At 68.4% G+C, this 18,061-nt stretch carries 16 protein-coding genes and 1 tRNA gene; 12 read left to right on the top strand and 5 right to left on the bottom strand.

The window, feature by feature from the left end; genetic code table 11:
- Positions 1–123 precede the first annotated feature (123 nt).
- The 10 genes from rsmB (at position 124) to WS57_RS34455 (ending at position 9,415) form a co-directional block, all read left to right on the top strand.
- Positions 124–1,527, top strand: a complete 1,404-nt coding sequence (rsmB, locus tag WS57_RS34500) for a 16S rRNA (cytosine(967)-C(5))-methyltransferase RsmB (protein WP_069245405.1) — start codon at positions 124–126, stop codon at positions 1,525–1,527.
- Positions 1,524–2,114: a DUF4390 domain-containing protein gene (locus WS57_RS34495; RefSeq protein ID WP_059516925.1), complete on the top strand. Its 591-nt coding sequence runs from the start codon at positions 1,524–1,526 to the stop codon at positions 2,112–2,114. Before rsmB ends, WS57_RS34495 begins: the two co-directional genes overlap by 4 nt.
- Positions 2,104–4,521 carry a sensor histidine kinase EsaS gene (esaS, locus tag WS57_RS34490; protein ID WP_040128540.1) on the top strand — a complete coding sequence of 806 codons (2,418 nt, stop codon included), beginning with the start codon at positions 2,104–2,106 and terminating at the stop codon, positions 4,519–4,521. Before WS57_RS34495 ends, esaS begins: the two co-directional genes overlap by 11 nt.
- Positions 4,522–5,223 carry a response regulator transcription factor EsaR gene (esaR, locus tag WS57_RS34485; RefSeq protein ID WP_009695728.1) on the top strand — a complete coding sequence of 234 codons (702 nt, stop codon included), beginning with the start codon at positions 4,522–4,524 and terminating at the stop codon, positions 5,221–5,223.
- Positions 5,224–5,284: 61 nt separating this feature from the next.
- Positions 5,285–5,360, top strand: a tRNA-Phe gene (locus WS57_RS34480).
- Positions 5,361–5,697: 337 nt separating this feature from the next.
- Positions 5,698–6,432, top strand: coding sequence for a 7-cyano-7-deazaguanine synthase QueC (gene queC / locus WS57_RS34475; protein WP_009695727.1), 735 nt, complete (start codon positions 5,698–5,700; stop codon positions 6,430–6,432).
- Positions 6,433–6,504: 72 nt separating this feature from the next.
- Positions 6,505–7,137 (top strand): 7-carboxy-7-deazaguanine synthase, encoded by a 633-nt coding sequence (gene queE, locus WS57_RS34470; RefSeq protein ID WP_009695726.1) that lies wholly within the window; start codon positions 6,505–6,507, stop codon positions 7,135–7,137.
- Positions 7,138–7,155: 18 nt separating this feature from the next.
- A complete protein-coding gene (gene queD, locus WS57_RS34465; RefSeq protein WP_009695725.1) occupies positions 7,156–7,608 on the top strand; it encodes a 6-carboxytetrahydropterin synthase QueD in 453 nt (150 codons plus the stop codon).
- 251 nt (positions 7,609–7,859) lie between these two features.
- Positions 7,860–8,645, top strand: a complete 786-nt coding sequence (locus WS57_RS34460; RefSeq protein WP_040128539.1) for an HpcH/HpaI aldolase family protein — start codon at positions 7,860–7,862, stop codon at positions 8,643–8,645.
- Complete coding sequence (locus tag WS57_RS34455) at positions 8,642–9,415, top strand: tetratricopeptide repeat protein (RefSeq protein WP_059516919.1); 774 nt, start codon at positions 8,642–8,644, stop codon at positions 9,413–9,415. The genes WS57_RS34460 and WS57_RS34455 overlap by 4 nt, the downstream gene beginning before the upstream one ends.
- 34 nt (positions 9,416–9,449) lie before the next feature.
- Here the strand turns inward: WS57_RS34455 and rodA are convergent, their stop codons facing one another.
- From rodA to WS57_RS34430, 5 genes are all read right to left on the bottom strand, one after another.
- Positions 9,450–10,598 carry a rod shape-determining protein RodA gene (rodA, locus tag WS57_RS34450; RefSeq protein ID WP_009688366.1) on the bottom strand — a complete coding sequence of 383 codons (1,149 nt, stop codon included), beginning with the start codon at positions 10,596–10,598 and terminating at the stop codon, positions 9,450–9,452.
- An 11-nt stretch (positions 10,599–10,609) separates the two neighbouring features.
- Positions 10,610–12,895, bottom strand: coding sequence for a penicillin-binding protein 2 (gene mrdA / locus WS57_RS34445; RefSeq protein ID WP_059516918.1), 2,286 nt, complete (start codon positions 12,893–12,895; stop codon positions 10,610–10,612).
- Positions 12,896–13,006: 111 nt separating this feature from the next.
- Positions 13,007–13,519, bottom strand: coding sequence for a rod shape-determining protein MreD (gene mreD, locus WS57_RS34440; protein WP_009687274.1), 513 nt, complete (start codon positions 13,517–13,519; stop codon positions 13,007–13,009).
- Positions 13,516–14,586 carry a rod shape-determining protein MreC gene (gene mreC, locus WS57_RS34435; protein ID WP_040128533.1) on the bottom strand — a complete coding sequence of 357 codons (1,071 nt, stop codon included), beginning with the start codon at positions 14,584–14,586 and terminating at the stop codon, positions 13,516–13,518. The genes mreD and mreC overlap by 4 nt, the downstream gene beginning before the upstream one ends.
- A gap of 127 nt (positions 14,587–14,713) precedes the next feature.
- Positions 14,714–15,757, bottom strand: a complete 1,044-nt coding sequence (locus WS57_RS34430) for a rod shape-determining protein (protein WP_004189550.1) — start codon at positions 15,755–15,757, stop codon at positions 14,714–14,716.
- A gap of 362 nt (positions 15,758–16,119) precedes the next feature.
- Here WS57_RS34430 and gatC point away from each other — a divergent pair, with 362 nt between their 5' ends.
- Positions 16,120–16,419: an Asp-tRNA(Asn)/Glu-tRNA(Gln) amidotransferase subunit GatC gene (gene gatC / locus WS57_RS34425; protein ID WP_009693867.1), complete on the top strand. Its 300-nt coding sequence runs from the start codon at positions 16,120–16,122 to the stop codon at positions 16,417–16,419.
- Positions 16,420–16,488: 69 nt separating this feature from the next.
- Positions 16,489–18,060, top strand: coding sequence for an Asp-tRNA(Asn)/Glu-tRNA(Gln) amidotransferase subunit GatA (gatA, locus tag WS57_RS34420; RefSeq protein WP_069245404.1), 1,572 nt, complete (start codon positions 16,489–16,491; stop codon positions 18,058–18,060).
- Position 18,061 lies beyond the last annotated feature (1 nt).

Below are 18,061 nucleotides of genomic sequence, written 5' to 3'. Positions count from 1 at the left end.
CTGCGGGGTGTTTCATTTGTGCGCGCCACAAAGGGGCCGCATGACGCCACGCTACAATGCGCGGTTTGGGATCGTGGCGGCCGCGCGGCCGTCCGGCTCCCGCCGCTTGCCGAATTCGATCCGATGACACGAACCCGTTCCTCCGCTCCGTCTTCTTCCGGCCGTCACGCGCGCCTGTCCGTGCTGCGCGTCGCACCCGATTCGCTCGGCTTTGCGCTCGACGCGGCTGCGCAGGCGGTCGACGCGGTGCGGCACGGCACCGCGCTGCCGGCGGCGCTGTCCGCGGTGTTCGCGCAGATGCCGTCGGGTGCGCAGGCGCTCGCGCGCGGCGCGACGCAGGACGTCGCGTATCGGACGATGCGTCGCCTCGGCAGCGCGGACTGGCTGATCGGCCGGCTCGTCAGCAAGGCGCCGCCGGCGCATGTGCACGCGGTGCTGGCGGGCGCGCTCGCGCTGCTGCTCGATGCCGCCGACGAAGCCGCGTATCCGCCGTTCACCGTCGTCGACCAGGCCGTGACGGCGATCGGTGCGCGACGCGAGTGCGCGTTCGCGAAGGGGATGGTCAACGCGGTGCTGCGCCGTTTCCTGCGCGAGCGCGAGGCGCTCGTCGCGGCGCTGCAGGCCGATCCGGTCGCGCGCTGGAATTACCGCGCATGGTGGATCGACGCGGTGAAGCGCGCATGGCCGGACGCATGGCAGGCGATTCTCGCGGCCGGCGATCGCCAGGGACCGCTGACGCTGCGCGTGAACGCGCGCCGTTCGACCGTCGACGCGTATCTCGACACGTTGCGCGCGAATGGAATCGAAGCGGCCGCGATCGGCCGGCATGCGGTGCGGCTCGCATCGGCGCTGCCGGTCGAGCGCATCCCCGGCTTCGCCGACGGCGTCGTGTCGGTGCAGGATGCCGGCGCGCAGCTCGCGGCCGAATGGCTCGGTGCGCGCGACGGCATGCGTGTGCTCGATGCGTGCGCGGCGCCCGGCGGCAAGACCGGTCACCTGCTCGAACTGGCCGACGTGGAAGTTGTTGCGCTCGAAAGCGATGCGACGCGCGCGACGCGCATCGGCGAGAACCTCGCGCGGCTGTCGCTCGCGGCGGACGTGCGCGTCGGCGATGCGGGCTCGCCCGACGCGTGGCACGACGGCCGGCCGTTCGACCGGATCCTGGCCGACGTGCCGTGTTCGGCGTCCGGCATCGTGCGGCGTCACCCCGACATCCGCTGGCTGCGGCGCGAGGCCGACATTGCGGCGCTCGTCGCCGAACAGCGCCGCATCCTGTCCGCGCTGTGGCCGCTCGTGAAGCCGGGCGGCGAACTGCTTTACGTGACCTGTTCGATCTTCCCCGAAGAGGGCGAATTGCAGGCGCGCTGGTTTGAAGCGGCCTGTGAAGATGCGGTACGATTGGACGCGCCCGGCCAGCTGCTGCCGCGTGCCGTTCCGGACGGAGTGCGGGGAGGGGCGGCCGCCGGCGCACTCGACCAGAACACCGATCACGACGGATTTTTCTACGCGCGGTTTCAGAAACGGTGACGATCAAACACCTTTTTCCACTTCGGCTGGCGGCCGTCCTGATGGTCGCGTTGACGCTGTGCGTGGCCATCGTGCGGCCGGCGCACGCCGAATCGATTGCCGTGCAGCGCGCGTCGCTGCAGGCCGACGGCAACGGCTGGAGCCTTGATGCCCGTTTCGATTTCGAGCTGAACCCGAACCTCGAGGATGCCGTCAACAAGGGCATCCCGCTTTACTTCACGACCGACTTCGAGCTGAGCCGCCCGCGCTGGTACTGGTTCGACGAGCAGCCGGTGTCGGTGTCGCAGACGATCCGTCTGTCGTTTCAGCCGCTTACGCGCGAATACCGCGTGTCGACCGGCGGCCTGCAGCTCGGCTTCGGCACGCTGAAGGATGCGCTCGCGGTCGTCAAGCACGTCACGTCGTGGCACGTGATCGAACGCAACCAGGTGCGCGCCGGCGAAACCTATACGGCGTCGGTGCGAATGCAGCTCGATACGGCGCTGATGCCGAAGCCGTTCCAGGTCGACGCGGTGAACAACCGCGACTGGACGCTCGGCTCGGACTGGAAGCGCTTCAACTTCACGGTGACCGAACGTGCTAAATAAAGTGCGCCGCGCGGCCAGCGGGAAGAGCCTCCTCGTTCGCGTAATCGTCTCGACCGTCGCGTTCACCGCGCTGCTGCTGCTCGTGCTGCTCGCGGCCGCGAGCGCGAACACCGAATTCTTCGACCGCTACTACTCGTGGCTGTACGCGACCAACATCGTGGTCGCGCTCGTATTCCTGCTGGTCGTGCTCGGCCTGATCGGGATGATCGTCGTGCGCCTCAGGAAGGGCAAGTTCGGCACGCGACTGCTCGCGAAGCTCGCGGTGTTCTTCGCGCTCGTCGGCGTGGTGCCGGGCGGCATCATCTACATCGTGTCGTACCAGTTCGTGTCGCGCAGCATCGAGTCGTGGTTCGACGTGAACGTCGAGACCGCGCTGACGGCCGGCCTGAATCTCGGCCGCGGGATGCTCGACGCGTCGCTGTCGGACCTGCAGACGAAGGCGCGCATGATGTCCGACCAGCTCGCGAGCGTCGACGCGAACACGAACGGAACGACGCTGACGCTGCTGCGCCTGCGCGACCAGTTCGGCGTGCAGGATGCGACGATCGTCGAGCCGAGCCGCTCCGGCTCGGGCGCTGCGCCCGACCTGCATATCGTCGCGCAGGCATCGGGCAATTTCGCGGCGCTGATCCCGGACGATCTGCCGACCCCGCTGATGCTGAGCCAGGCGCGCGAGCATGGCGCATATGCGGCGATCGAAGGCGAAGTCGACGGCGACCCGCGCGCGCACGGCGCGAAGGGGGCGCTGCGGCTGCGCGTCGTGCGGCCGATTCCCGATGCGACGACCTCGCTGCTGCAGCCGGCCGAACGCTTCCTGCAGCTGACCCAGCCGGTGCCGCCGACGCTCGCGCACAACGCGGACGCCGTGCAGCGCGCGTACCGCGAATACCAGGAGAAGTCGCTCGGTCGCACCGGGCTGCGCAAGATGTATATCGGCACGCTGACGCTCGCGCTGTTCCTCGCGACCTTCATCGCGATGATGCTCGCGCTTGCGCTCGGCCAGCAGCTCGCGCGGCCGCTGTTCCTGCTCGCGCAGGGCACCAAGGAAGTCGCGGAAGGCGACTACACGCCGAAGCGCGAGATCAAGACGCGCGACGAGCTCGGCTTCCTCACGCAGTCGTTCAACGCGATGACGCGCCAGTTGTCCGAGGCGCGCCTCGCGGTCGAGCGCAACCGGGTCGCGCTCGAGCATTCGAAGACCTATCTCGAGAGCATTCTCGCGAACCTGACGGCCGGCGTATTCGTGCTCGACCGCCAGTTCCGGCTGACGACCGCCAATCGCGGCGCCGAGCGGATCTTCCGGCAGCCGTTCAATTCGCTGATCGGCACGACGCTCGACCAGATCGGCGTGGTCGCCGGCTTCGGCGCGATGGTGCGCAAGGCGTTCGCCGATCGTGAAGCGGCCGACAGCGGCAGCGGCAACCACGGCCACTGGCAGCAGCAGTTCGCGGTCGAGGTGCCGGGCGAGACCGAGCCGCTGACGCTGCTGGTGCGCGGCACGCGGCTGGTGTCGACGGTCGACGGGCAGGCCGACGATCCGCAGACCTCGGGCTACGTGGTCGTGTTCGACGACATCTCCGACGTGATCTCCGCGCAGCGTTCGGTCGCGTGGGGCGAGGTCGCGCGCCGGCTCGCGCACGAGATCAAGAATCCGCTGACGCCGATCCAGCTGTCGGCCGAACGCCTGCAGATGAAGCTGTCGGACAAGCTCGCGCCGGCCGATGCCGATGTGCTCAAGCGCGGCGCGACGATGATCGTGAACCAGGTCGCCGCGATGAAGCGGATGGTCGACGACTTCCGCGAATACGCGCGCACGCCGCCGGCGGTGCTGGCGAACCTGCAGTTGAACGAACTGGTGAGCGAGGTGCTCGGGCTGTATGGCGTCGGCGAAGGCAAGAGCGCGATCGTCGCGGAGCTCGCGGCATCGCTGCCGGTGATCCGCGGCGACGCGACGCAGCTGCGCCAGGTGATTCACAACCTGCTGCAGAACGCGCAGGATTCGGTCGCGGAGTCCGAGCATCCGCGTGTGTTGATCGAAACCAAGACAGTAGAATATGGCGATCCCGACGCCGACGGCAAAACGCGCGTCGCGGTACGTCTTACCGTGTCCGACAACGGGCCCGGTTTTCCGGCGCGCATCCTGACCCGCGCGTTCGAGCCTTACGTGACGACGAAGGCGAAGGGCACGGGGCTCGGATTGGCCACGGTCAAGAAAATCGTCGACGAGCACGGGGCGCGGATCGATCTGCGCAACCGCATGCACGGCGAGGCCGTCGAGGGTGCGCAGGTGTCGATCCTGTTCCTGCAGATGGCGAGCGATGCGCCGGACGCCGAGCAGGGCGGGCCGGCCTCGGGTCAGCAGGCCCCGGCAAAGACAAAAGCAAGTGTGCAGACAAAGGCAGCGTAAATGGCAACCATCCTGGTGGTAGATGATGAAATGGGCATCCGGGAATTGCTCTCGGAGATCCTCAGCGACGAAGGACATGTCGTCGAGGCGGCGGAGAACGCGCAGGCTGCGCGGGAATACCGGCTGAATCAGGCGCCCGATCTCGTGCTGCTCGATATCTGGATGCCCGATACCGACGGCGTCACGTTGCTCAAGGAATGGGCGGCGCAGGGCCTGCTGACGATGCCGGTGATCATGATGTCCGGGCATGCGACGATCGACACGGCCGTCGAGGCGACCAAGATCGGCGCGCTCGATTTCCTCGAGAAGCCGATCGCGCTGCAGAAGCTGCTGAAGGCGGTCGAGCACGGCCTCGCGCGCGGCGCGGCGCCGGTGTCCGCGAACGCGGCGGCGAAGGCCGGCGCCGGGCAGGCGGCAGGGCCGGCGTCGGTCGCTTCCGCCGCGGCGCTGCCGACGCTCGGCGACGACGTGGCCGCGGCGCTCGGCCTTGCCGGCCAGACCGCGGCGATTCCGTTCGACATTCCGCTGCGCGAAGCGCGCGATGCGTTCGAGCGCGCGTACTTCGAGTATCACCTCGCGCGCGAGAACGGCAGCATGACGCGCGTCGCGGAAAAGACCGGCCTCGAGCGCACGCACCTGTATCGCAAGCTCAAGCAGCTCGGCGTCGAGCTCGGCAAGAAGCCGTCCGAAGGCGCCGCATAAAATTTTTTGCGAAAGTACTTGTACAGTTCAAAGAGGCTCGCTATAATCGCTTTTCTTCGTTGGCCCGGTAGCTCAGTTGGTAGAGCAGCGGATTGAAAATCCGCGTGTCGATGGTTCGATTCCGTCCCAGGCCACCAGCAGTTCCAACCCCAAGAATCGTCAGGTTCTTGGGGTTTTTCGTTTGTGGCGGGCCTCGCGTGCCCGGCAGCGTTCGCGGCGGCATGATAAAATCCGTGCCCGCTCAATGACTTAGCGCATCGCTTCAGGCGCGGGCAGCGCCGCCCGCGCAGCGTCGCCGTCAAGCGCGACACCGATGGCGCGCAATGGGCGGTATAAGCGGCCTGCCGCGTTCGCGGCCGAAGGCGCTGCCTATACTGGTCGAGCCGGCGCAGGCCGGCACGCGTCGGGCCGTCCGGCGGCAGCCGGCCACCGGGCGCAGCGCGACGCGAGCCTACACATTCACGGAGTATCACGGTGATTCGGACAGACGCTAAAGACGGCGCGCTCGTGTTGTTTTCCGGCGGCCAGGACTCGGCCACGTGCGTGGCCTGGGCCCTCGAACGCTATCAGACGGTCGAGACGCTCGGCTTCGACTACGGCCAGCGCCATCGCGTCGAACTCGAATGCCGCGAAGGCGTGCGCGAAGCGCTGAAGCGGCAGTTCCCGCAGTGGTCGGACCGGCTCGGCGACGATCACATGATCGACCTGTCGGTGCTCGGCGCGATCAGCGATACCGCGATGACGCGCACGATCGAGATCGAGACGGCGGCGAACGGCCTGCCGAACACGTTCGTGCCGGGCCGCAACCTGCTGTTCATGACGATCGCCGCGGCGATCGCCTATCGCCGCGGGCTGCGCGTGCTGGTCGGCGGGATGTGCGAGACGGATTTCTCGGGCTATCCCGACTGCCGCGACGACACGATGAAGGCGCTGCAGGTCGCGCTGAACCTCGGGATGGACACGCGCATCGTGCTCGAGACGCCGCTGATGTGGCTCGACAAGGCGCAGACCTGGCAACTCGCCGAACAGCTCGGCGGCGAAGCGCTGGTCGAGCTGATCCGCGTCGAGACGCATACCTGCTACGTCGGCGAGCGTGCGGAACTGCACGACTGGGGCTTCGGCTGCGGCGAGTGCCCGGCCTGCAAGCTGCGCAAGCGCGGCTACGAGGCCTACCTGAAGGGCGAACGCGTGACCGAAGCGCCGCTGTGAAGCGGATGGCGGCGCGGTGAATGAACAACGGATTCTGATCGACAACGAGCGGCGCGAGCCGGACGAAGCACGATGACTTACGCGGTCAAGGAAATTTTCTACACGTTGCAGGGCGAGGGCGCGAATGCGGGCCGGCCGGCCGTGTTCTGCCGGTTTGCCGGCTGCAATCTGTGGTCCGGCCGCGAAGAGGATCGTGCGGAGGCCGTGTGCCGCTTCTGCGATACGGACTTCGTCGGCACCGACGGCGAGAACGGCGGCAAGTTCAAGGACGCCGACGCGCTCGTCGCGACGATCGCGGGCCTGTGGCCGGACGGCGAGGCGCATCGCTTCGTGGTCTGCACGGGCGGCGAGCCGATGCTGCAGCTCGACCAGCCGCTCGTCGACGCGCTGCACGCGGCAGGCTTCGAGATCGCGATCGAGACCAACGGCTCGCTGCCGGTGCTCGAGTCGATCGACTGGATCTGCGTGAGCCCGAAGGCCGACGCGCCGCTCGTCGTCACGAAGGGCAACGAGCTGAAGGTCGTGATCCCGCAGGACAACCAGCGGCTCGCCGATTACGCGAAGCTCGACTTCGAGTACTTCCTGGTCCAGCCGATGGACGGCCCGTCGCGCGACCTGAACACGAAGCTCGCGATCGACTGGTGCAAGCGCCATCCGCAGTGGCGCCTGTCGATGCAGACCCACAAATATCTGAACATTCCCTGAGCCACGGCTTTTGACATCGTGCTGATTACCCGAAAACTCGAATTCGACGCGGGCCACCGCATTCCCGATCACCGCAGCCAGTGCAGGAACCTGCACGGGCATCGCTACGTGCTCGAAGTCACGCTGCGCGGCGATCTCGTCGATACCGAGGGGGCGCCCGATCGCGGCATGGTGATGGATTTCGCCGACGTGAAGGCGCTCGCGATGGAGCATCTCGTCAGCAAGTGGGACCACGCGTTCCTCGTCTACGCGCGCGACGAAGTGGTGCGCTCGTTCCTCGAGCAGATGGCCGACCACAAGACCGTCGTGATCGACCGGATCCCGACCGTCGAGAACCTCGCGGCGCTCGCGTTCGACATCCTCGCGAACGTCTACGACGCGCACTACGGCGTGAACCTGCGCCTCGAGCGCGTGCGGCTGTACGAAACGCCGAACTGCTGGGCCGACGTCGAGCGCCAGCCGGGCCGCTGATCGCCGGTTGATCGGCAGTCGATCGCCGCGCGCCGGGCCGCCGCTTCGCGCGGCCGGCCGCGCGCTTGCCGCCAGGCGGCGCCCCGGCCGGGGCCGTCTGGTTTCTCCTCCCCCACATTTCATCCGACGGCGCGCTATGATCCTTGCGTGGCGTCGCGAAACGCGTCCTTCGTCGGGCGCGGCGGCCCGCCGCGTCATGCCTTCTCCTTGCCTGTTCCGTTCGATTGCCTGTCCGCCGGGAGGCCGTATCGATGAGCACGCTCACCAATTCGCTGAAACAACGTCTGCATGACGGCGACGAGCCGCTGTACGGGCTGTGGCTCACGCTCGGCAGCGACGCCGCGGCGGAAGCGCTCGCGCACGCGGGCTACGACTGGCTGTGCATCGACATGGAGCACGCGCCGAACGACAGCCGCGACGTCGCGTCGCAGCTGCGCGCGCTGGCCGCCGCGCACTTGCCGAGCGAGCCCGTCGTGCGCGTGCCGGGGCGCGAGCCGTGGCTCGTGAAGCGCGCGCTCGACGCCGGCGCGCGCACGCTGATGTTTCCGGGCATCGAGACGGCCGACGACGCCGCGCACGCGGTGCGGCTCACGCGCTTTCCGTCGCCCGAGTCGCCGGACGGGCTGCGCGGCGTCGCGGGCATGGTGCGCGCGGCCGCGTTCGGGATGCGCCGCGATTACCTGCTGACGGCCAATGCGCAGGTCGCGGTGATCGTGCAGATCGAGTCGGCGAGAGGTGTCGACGAAGTCGAGCGGATCGCCGCGACGCCCGGCGTCGACTGCCTGTTCGTCGGCCCGGCCGATCTCGCGGCGAGCCTCGGCCATCTCGGCGATGTCCGCCATCCGGACGTCGAATCGGCGATCGCGCGCGTGCTCGCGGCCGGCCGGCAGGCCGGCGTCGCGGTCGGCGTCTATGCATCGGATGCGGCCAGCGCGCGACCGTATCGCGACGCCGGCTACCGGATGATCGCGCTGTCGGCCGACGTGACGTGGCTGCTGCGCGCGACGCGGCAGGCGCTGCAGGAGGTGCGGTCATGAACGGCGGCGACGGCGCGTGTTGCGCGAGCCCGGGCGCGCGGGGAATCGGCGGGCGCTGCGCGGCGCTCGGCCTGTGGGCTGTCTGTGTCGCGGCGGCCGCGCAGAATGCGCCGCACCCGAAGCCCGATCCCGCGCACGAGACGCAGGCGGCGGTCGCCGACTACAACGCGGGCGACTACCGCGCGGCGCTGGTCCAGTTCCACGACGCGGCCGAGCGCGGCGATCGTCTCGCGCAGTTCAATTACGCGATGATGCTGCTCACTGGTGAAGGCGTGACGGCGAACGTCGAAGAGGGGCTGCGCTGGCTCCGGCGCGCGGCCGACGCGAACATGTCGCACGCGCAGTACGTGTACGGCCGGATGTTCGACGACGGCGAGTTCGTCGCGCGCAACCCGGCCGAGGCGCACCGCTGGTTCCTGCGGGCCGCGAAGCAGGGTCATGTGCAGGCCGAGCTGTCGCTCGCGAACCAGTTCCTCGACGGGCGCGGTACGCCGCGCGACAACCGGCAGGCGTTCATCTGGTACAAGCAGGCGGCCGACGCGGGCGAGCCGACCGCGCAGTACGTGACCGCGTCGTTCTACGAGCGTGGCGGCGACGGCGTCACGCAGAACCTGAACATCGCGCGCGCGTATTACGCGGCCGCGGCCGCGCAGGGCGACGAGACGGCCGGGCTGAAGTTCAAGGAACTGAGCGCGCGGCTCAAGGCCCAGGGGCCGGCATCGGGCGGCGGCGGCGCGGAGCAGGCAAGCCCGCGCGCGGCGCCGCAGTGAGCGCACGGCCGGCGCGCCGGCCGCGGCCGCGCGCTCAGCTCTTCATCAGCCTGCGCTGCCGGCCGACGCTCATGATCATCCCGATCGCGATGCCGAGCGTCGTGAGCGCGGTGCCGCCGTAGCTCATGAACGGCAGCGGCACGCCGACGACCGGCAGCACGCCGCTCACCATCCCGATGTTGACGAACGCATAGACGAAGAACGCGAGCGTCAGCGAGCCTGCGAGCAGCCGGCCGAACAGCGTCGCACCCTGCGCGGCGATATACAGCCCGCGCGCGATCAGCGCCATGTACAGCGTCAGCAGCACGAGGCCGCCGGCGAGCCCCCACTCCTCGGAGAACACCGCGAAGATGAAGTCGGTGTGCTTTTCCGGAATGAATTCGAGGTGCGCCTGCGTGCCTTTCAGGTAGCCCTTGCCGAGCACGCCGCCCGAGCCGATCGCGATCACCGCCTGGATCGTGTGGAAGCCCTTGCCGAGCGGGTCGGACGTCGGGTCGAGCAGCGTGCAGACGCGGTGCTTCTGGTAGTCGTGCATCAGCGGCCATTGCACCTCCGGCTGGCAGATGCGCTCCTCGAACACCGCGATCGAGCCGACCGCGATCACGCCCGCGACGAGCACCGGCACGATCAGCTTGAACGACAGGCCCGCGAGATAGATCACGAAGAAGCCGGCGGCGAACACCAGCAGGCCCGTGCCGAGGTCGGGCTGCTTCGCGATCAGCCCGACCGGCACCAGCAGGATCCCGAACGCGGCGACGAAGTCGTACCAGCGCAGGCCGCCTTCGCGGCGCTGGTAGTACCACGCGAGCATCAGCGGCGTCGCGATCTTGAGGATCTCCGACGGCTGGATCACGACGCCGACGTTCAGCCAGCGCTTCGCGCCCTTCTTGGTCATCCCGAACAGCGCGACCGCGACCAGCAGCGCGACCCCGAACGTGTAGAGCGGGACCGCGAAGCGCATCAGCGTCGTCGGCGGGATGTTGGCGATCACCCACATCAGCACGAACGTCAGCAGGATGTTGCGCAGCTGGTCCTCGACGCGGCCCGGCATGTCGATGCTCGCGCTGTACAGCGTGACGATGCCGACGCACAGCAGCAGGAACACGATCAGCGCGAGCGGGCGGTCGAAGCCCGCGAACATCTGCTTGATCTTGTCGAGCCAGGCGCGCTTGTCGAATTGCATGCCTTTCTCCGTTAATGAGCGGTTCCGGCGTTCGCCGCCTGCTGGGCGGGCGTCGCACGGGGGTTGTCTTCACGCGGCGCGGCGGCGAGCGGCTGCGCTTCGCTGGCGGGCCGGCGCGGCCGGTGCGGGCGCCGGATCGGCGGCAGGCTCGCGGGCCGCGGCGCGGCCGCGCTCGCGACGGCCGGCTGCGCGGCACTGGCGGCGGCCGCGCCCGATGCATCCGGTGCGGATGCGGCCGATGCCGCGTCCGCCGCGCTGGCCGCGCTCGGCACGACCGGCTGCGGCAGTGCGGTGAAGCCGGCCGCGATGGCGGCGGGCTTGTTCGCGTCGCCGATCACCGGCGCATTGACGGGCTCGGTCGCCGACGCCGCGGCGGCCACGGCCGCGGCCTCGTTGTTCGGGTTCTGGCGATCGACGAGGTAGAAGTCGAGCACGCGGCGCGCGATCGGGCCGGCGGCCTGCGCACCCCAGCCGCCGTTCTCGACGATCAGCGCGAGCGCGATCTGCGGATGGTCGACCGGCGCGTACGCAATGAACAGCGCATGGTCGCGCAGGTGCTCGGCGAGCAGATGGCCCTTGTAGTTGGAGCCCTGCAGCGAGAACACCTGCGCCGTACCGGTCTTGCCGGCCGCGAGATACGGCGCGCCGCGGAACACCTTGTACGCGGTGCCCGACGGGTTCTCGATCACGTTCTCCATGCCGCGCTTCACGACGTCGATGTCGGCCTGCTTCAGCGGAATCACGCCGCTTTCCTTCGGCACGGTCAGGTGGCGCGCGCGCGTGATCGGATCCTCGACTTCCTTCACGAGGTGGGGCTTCATCACGATGCCGTTGTTCGCGAGCGTCGCGGTCGCGTGCGCGAGCTGCAGGATCGTGAACGAGTTGTAGCCCTGGCCGATCCCGAGGCTGATCGTCTCGCCGTCGAACCACTTCTGCTGCGCGGGCTTCTTGAACGCCTTCTTCTTCCAGTCGGTCGACGGCAGGATCCCGCGCGCCTCGCCCTGCACGTCGATGCCGGTGATCTGGCCGAAGCCGAACGGCTTCATGAAGTTCGCGATCGCGTTCACGCCGAGATCGCGCGCGAGCATGTAGAAGTAGGTGTCGTTCGACACCATGATCGCCTTGTTCATGTCGACCCAGCCCTGGCCCGAGCGCACGTCGTTGCGGAACGTGTGGCCGCCGAACGTGAAGTAGCCGGGATCCTGGAAGCCCCAGCCGGGCGTGCGCTTGCCGAGCGTCAGCCCCGCCAGCGCCATGAACGGCTTGTACGTCGAGCCGGGCGGGTAGGTGCCGTGCAGCGGGCGGTTCAGCAGCGGCTTGTCGGGCGAGTTGTTGAGCTCGTCCCAGGTCTGCTGGTCGATGCCGTCGACGAACGAGTTCGGGTCGAAGCTCGGCGACGACACGAACGCGAGCACGTCGCCCGTCTTCGGCTCGATCGCGACGAGCGCGCCGCGCTTGCCGGCGAACGCCTGCTCGGCGACCTGCTGCAGCCCGATGTCGAGCGACAGCACGAGGTTGTTGCCGGGCGTCGCCTGCGTGCGCGACAGCGTGCGCACCGGCCGCCCGCCCGCCGTCACCTCGACTTCCTCGAAGCCCGTCAGCCCGTGCAGGTCGGTCTCGTAGCTCTGCTCGACACCGATCTTGCCGATGTAGTCGGTGCCCTTGTAGTTGTTCGCGTCGCGGCGCGGATCGTAGTTTTCCGGATCGCTGTCGTTGTCGTCGCTCATCGCGTCGATGCGGTCCTGGTCACGCTTCGAGATCCGGCCGATATAGCCGATCACGTGCGCGGCCGTCATGCCGAGCGGATACTGGCGGAACAGGCGCGCGCGCACGTCCACGCCGGGGAAGCGGTAGCGCTGCGCGGTGAAGCGCGCGACTTCGGCGTCGGTGAGGCGCGTGCGGATCGGCAGGCTCTCGAAGTTCTTCGAGTCTTCCTGCAGCTTCTTGAAGCGGCGGCGATCGCGCGCATCGATCGGGATGATCTCGGCGAGCTTGTCGATCGTGTTGTCGAGCGTGTCGTCGAGCTTCGACGGCGTGATCTCGAGCGTATACGCCGAATAGTTCTTCGCGAGGATCACGCCGTTGCGGTCGGTGATGATCCCGCGGTTCGGCACGATCGGCGCGACCGAGATGCGGTTTTCCTCGGCCTGCAGCGCGTATTTGCCGTGCTGCATCAGCTGCAGGTAGAAGAAGCGGCTCGCGAGCAGCCCGAAGCAGACGAACACGAACACGCCCGCCGCCGCGACGCGCAGGCGGAACTTCGAGAGCTGCTGTTGAGTGTCGTTGAATTCGGTCATGCTAGGGTCGGTTTACATGCGCAACGCCGGCGCGAATGCCGAAAATCGCGCGCAGGGCCGCAAGTGAAGGGCGCCGTCTGGCCGAGCCGGTGGTCAAGGTCGGCCCCGGCCTCAGATCGGGCGCGTATCGTCCGGGTCGACCGGGCGGCGCTGCGGCATCAGCAGCAGGTGGCTCGCGATCGGCCACAGCGCGGCCTCGACGAAGCCGTCGACGAGGTAGCGCCAGCCGGGGAATGCGGCACCCATGACGAGGCGGATCACGAACGGCACGAGCTGCGCGACGACGAGCAGCGGCGTCACGTACAGCACCTGCACGCCGATCGGCATCCACAGCACGCGGCGGTGGATCGTGATCGCGCCGTACGACAGCAGCGTGTAGGCGAGCGCATGCTCGCCGAGCAGCCCGGCGTCATGCACGTCCATCAGGATGCCGAGCGCGAACGCGACGCCCATCCCGACCTTGCGCGGCTGGTGGATGTTCCAGAACAGCAGCACGAGCGCGACGAAGTCGGGCACGCCGGGCAGGCGGCCCCACGGCATCAGGTTCAGCAGGAACGCGGCGGCGAGACTGAAGACGATGAAGTACGGATTGACCGGCTGCAGGATGTATTGCGGGCGATTCATCGCGGGGCTCCTGTTTGCCCGGCCGCGGGCTTCGCGGGTGCGGCGGCGGGCTTGCCGGGCGCGGCAGGCGTCGCGGGCGCGGGCTTCGCGCCGGCGGCCGGCTTCGCGTTCGCGTCGGCCGCCTTGTCGGCCTTGTCGCTCTTGTCGCCCTTCGCGGCGGCTTTCGCGGCCTTCTTGCCGCCCTTCGCGTTCTTGTCGGCGGCCGGGTCGGGCTCGGCCGGGCGCGGCGGGATGTCGTTCTGGTAATGCAGCACGAGCATCTGCCGCGCGCCGCGCACCGCCGCGACCGGCGCGCAGGTCACGCGCGCGAAGGCCGTATCGGCGAGCTTGTCGACGCGCACGACCTTCGCGACCGGCAGGCCCGGCGGATAGACGCCGTCGAGGCCGCTCGTGACGAGTTCGTCGCCGACGACGAGGTCGGCGCTGGTCGGCACGAAGCGCAGGTCGAGCGAGTCGCCCTTCGGCGTGCCGTAGATCACGCTGCGCAGGCCGGTGCGCAGCACCTGCACGGGAATCGCGAGATCGCGGTCGGTGATCAGCGTGACTTCGGCCTGCAGCGGGAAGGTGCGCGTGACCTGGCCGATCACGCCGTCCTCGCTGACGACCGGCGCGCCGTCCTGGATGCCTTGCTGCGTGCCCTGGCCGATCACGATCTTCTGCGTGAACGGGTCGCTGGTGTCGTACTGGATCTCGACGGGCGTCGACTGCGTCGCGATGTGCTGGCGCAGTTCGAGCACCGCGCGCAGGTGCGCGTTCTCCTGCGCGAGCACGGCGGCCTGGTTGGCCTGCGTCGACAGTTGCAGGTTGCGCTTGCGGAGCTGGTCGTTCTCGTGGCGCAGCGATGCGCCGGTGACGGCGATGTCGGCCGCGCCCATGAACAGGTCGCGCGGCACGAGCGCCGCGCGCTGCAGCGGGTACAGCACGGTGCCGAGCACGCCGCGGACGATTTCGAGCGTGCTGAAGCGCGCGTCCGACACGAGGAGCGCGATGGCGAGGGCGACGAAGAAGATGAGCCGCGCGAGCGCGGGCGGACCTTGCTTGAAGAGGGGCGGCGGACTGTATTCCATGGTCGGCGCCGGGCGCGTGTGATCGGTTAAATGATGCTCAGACGCGCAAACGGCGCGGCGGTTCGATCTGAGCGAGCGAGCCGGCCACGCCGCGAGTGCGTCATGTCAAGCGGGACTGCCTAGACGATCACTCGTACGAGAAGATGCTGCCCAGCTTGTCCATGCGTTCGAGCGCCATGCCCGAACCGCGCACGACGCAGGTGAGCGGGTCTTCCGCGACGAGCACCGGCAGGCCGGTCTCTTCCGCGAGCAGGCGGTCGAGGTCGCGCAGCAGCGCGCCGCCGCCCGTCAGCATCATCCCGCGCTCGGCGATGTCGGCGCCGAGTTCCGGCGGCGTCTGTTCGAGCGCGATCTTCACCGACGACACGATCTGGTTCAGCGGATCGGTCAGCGCTTCGAGGATTTCGTTGCTGGAGATCGTGAAGCTGCGCGGAATGCCTTCCGACAGGTTGCGGCCCTTCACTTCCATTTCCTTGACTTCCGAGCCCGGGAACGCGGAGCCGATTTCCTTCTTGATCGCTTCGGCGGTTTGCTCGCCGATCAGCATCCCGTAGTTGCGGCGGATGTAGTTGACGATCGCCTCGTCGAACTTGTCGCCGCCGACGCGCACCGAGCCTTTGTACACGATGCCGCCGAGCGAGATCACGCCGACTTCCGTGGTGCCGCCGCCGATGTCGACGACCATCGAGCCGGTCGCTTCCGAGACCGGCAGGCCCGCGCCGATCGCGGCCGCCATCGGCTCCTCGATCAGGTAGACCTGCGAGGCGCCGGCGCCGTGCGCGGCTTCCTTGATCGCGCGGCGCTCGACCTGGGTCGAGCCGCACGGCACGCAGATGATGATGCGCGGCGACGGCGAGAACATGCGCGACTCGTGGGCCGTCTTGATGAACTGCTTGATCATCTGCTCGGTGACGGTGAAGTCGGCGATCACGCCGTCCTTCATCGGGCGGATCGCCTCGATGTTGCCCGGCACCTTGCCGAGCATCTGCTTGGCTTCCTTGCCTACCGCCTGGATCGTTTTCTTGCCGTTGGGGCCGCCTTCCTGGCGAATCGACACGACGGACGGCTCATCGAGCACGATGCCTTTGCCGCGCATGTAGATCAGGGTGTTTGCGGTGCCGAGGTCGATCGCCAGATCGTTGGAGAAGTAGCTGCGCAAAAAACCGAACATTCAGAATCCTGTTTCGCTCTGGGCCGGCCCTGTATCGCGAACGCTGAGGGCGGCAGCGGAAAAAATAACAGCCTCGGATCGTGGCGGGAACGGCCGCCGCGGCGCTCGAAGCTGGGTGTGAAGTCTACCGGCGGTCGCTTGAAGCACGCACGGCTTGCCGAAGCGGGGCGAAACGGTGCGGGAAAGGCTGCCGGGTTTGGGTCGAACGCGTAATGATACCTTATAATTTCTCGGTATTTGAATCGAAACGGGCGGTATTTTTGCCGCTTCGGCCCCGATTTTTGAGGGTGGGATCGCACCCTTCAACCCCCGCCGCGGCGCCGTCTTTCGCGCGCCGCGCAGCCTTGTTTTCCGGTGATCGCATGGCCCTTACCCTGACCGATGTGAAACGCATCGCGCACCTCGCGCGACTCGAAATGGCCGACGCCGACGCCGAGCACACGCTCGGCCAGCTCAACGATTTCTTCGGCCTCGTCGAGCAGATGCAGGCGGTCGATACCGCCGGCATCGAGCCGCTCGCGCACCCGATCGAACATATCCAGGAAGTCGCGCAGCGCCTGCGCGACGACGCCGTCACGGAAGTCGTGAATCGCGACGACAACCAGCGCTCGGCGCCGGCCGTCCAGGACGGCCTCTATCTCGTGCCGAAGGTGATCGAGTAAGCGTTCGACGACCAGCGCGCCGGCCGCCCTCGCGCCGCGCGCCACCCAGAATTCCCAGGAAAACACCTCATGCACGCAAAAAGCCTGACCGAACTGCGCGCCGCGCTCGCCGCCAAGGAATGCTCGGCCGTCGAGCTCGCGCAGCACTATCTGAAACGGATCGACGCCGCGCGCGACCTGAACGCGTTCGTCCACGTCGATGCCGACCTCACCCTCGCGCAGGCGAAGGCCGCCGACGCCGAGCTCGCGCGCGGCGCGGGCGGCGCGCTGACCGGCCTGCCGATCGCGCACAAGGACGTGTTCGTCACGCGCGGCTGGCGCTCGACCGCCGGCTCGAAGATGCTCGCGAACTACGAAAGCCCGTTCGACGCGACCGTGGTTGCCCGCCTGCAGGCGGCCGGCATGGTCACGCTCGGCAAGACCAACATGGACGAGTTCGCGATGGGCTCGTCGAACGAGAATTCGGCGTTCGGCGCGGTGAAGAACCCGTGGGACACGAACGCGGTGCCGGGCGGCAGCTCGGGCGGCAGCTCGGCCGCCGTCGCCGCGCGCCTCGCGCCGGCCGCGACCGGCACCGACACCGGCGGCTCGATCCGCCAGCCGGCGTCGTTCGCGGGCGTGACCGGCATCAAGCCGACCTACGGCCGCGTGTCGCGCTACGGGATGATCGCGTTCGCGTCGTCGCTCGACCAGGGCGGCCCGATGGCGCAGAGCGCGTCCGACTGCGCGTTGCTGCTCAACGCGATGGCCGGCTTCGACGAGCGCGACTCGACGAGCCTCGAGCGCGACGACGAGGACTTCACGCGCCACCTCGGCCAGCCGTGGGCGGCCGGCAACGACGCGGGCAAGCCGCTCGCCGGCCTGCGCATCGGCCTGCCGAACGAGTATTTCGGCGACGGTCTCGCCGACGACGTGCGCGCGACGATCGACGCGGCGCTCAAGCAGTATGAAGCGCTCGGCGCGACGCTCGTGCCGGTGTCGCTGCCGAAGACCGAGCTGTCGATCCCCGTCTATTACGTGATCGCGCCGGCCGAGGCCTCGTCGAACCTGTCGCGTTTCGACGGCGTGCGCTACGGCCACCGCGCCGCGCAGTACGGCGACCTGCTCGACATGTACAAGAAGTCGCGTGCCGAAGGCTTCGGCGCCGAGGTGAAGCGCCGGATCCTGGTCGGCACCTACGTGCTGTCGCACGGCTACTACGACGCGTACTACCTGCAGGCGCAGAAGATCCGCCGCATCATTGCGCAGGATTTCCAGGAAGCGTTCAGGTCCTGCGACGTGATCATGGGGCCGGCATCGCCGACGGTCGCGTGGGATCTCGGCGCGAAGGGCGACGATCCGGTGCAGATGTACCTGGCCGATGTCTACACGCTGTCGGTGAGCCTCGCGGGCCTGCCCGGCATGAGCGTGCCGTGCGGCTTCGGCGCCGGCGCGAACGCGAAGCGCCCGGTCGGTCTGCAGATCATCGGCAACTATTTCAACGAAGCCCGGATGCTGCAGGTCGCCGACGCGTTCCAGCGTGCGACCGACTGGCACAAGCAAGTTCCGGCAGGGGTGGGGAATGAGCCCCCACGCTCACTTTGTTCGCTGCCCCCCGAGGGGGCGCATGCCTCCCTTGAGGCGGCTCGGCGGGAGGCATGAA

Origin of the sequence: Burkholderia pseudomultivorans, assembly GCF_001718415.1 — a bacterium.
Classification (GTDB): domain Bacteria; phylum Pseudomonadota; class Gammaproteobacteria; order Burkholderiales; family Burkholderiaceae; genus Burkholderia; species Burkholderia pseudomultivorans_A.
This window is presented reverse-complemented; position numbering and strand designations above follow the sequence as displayed.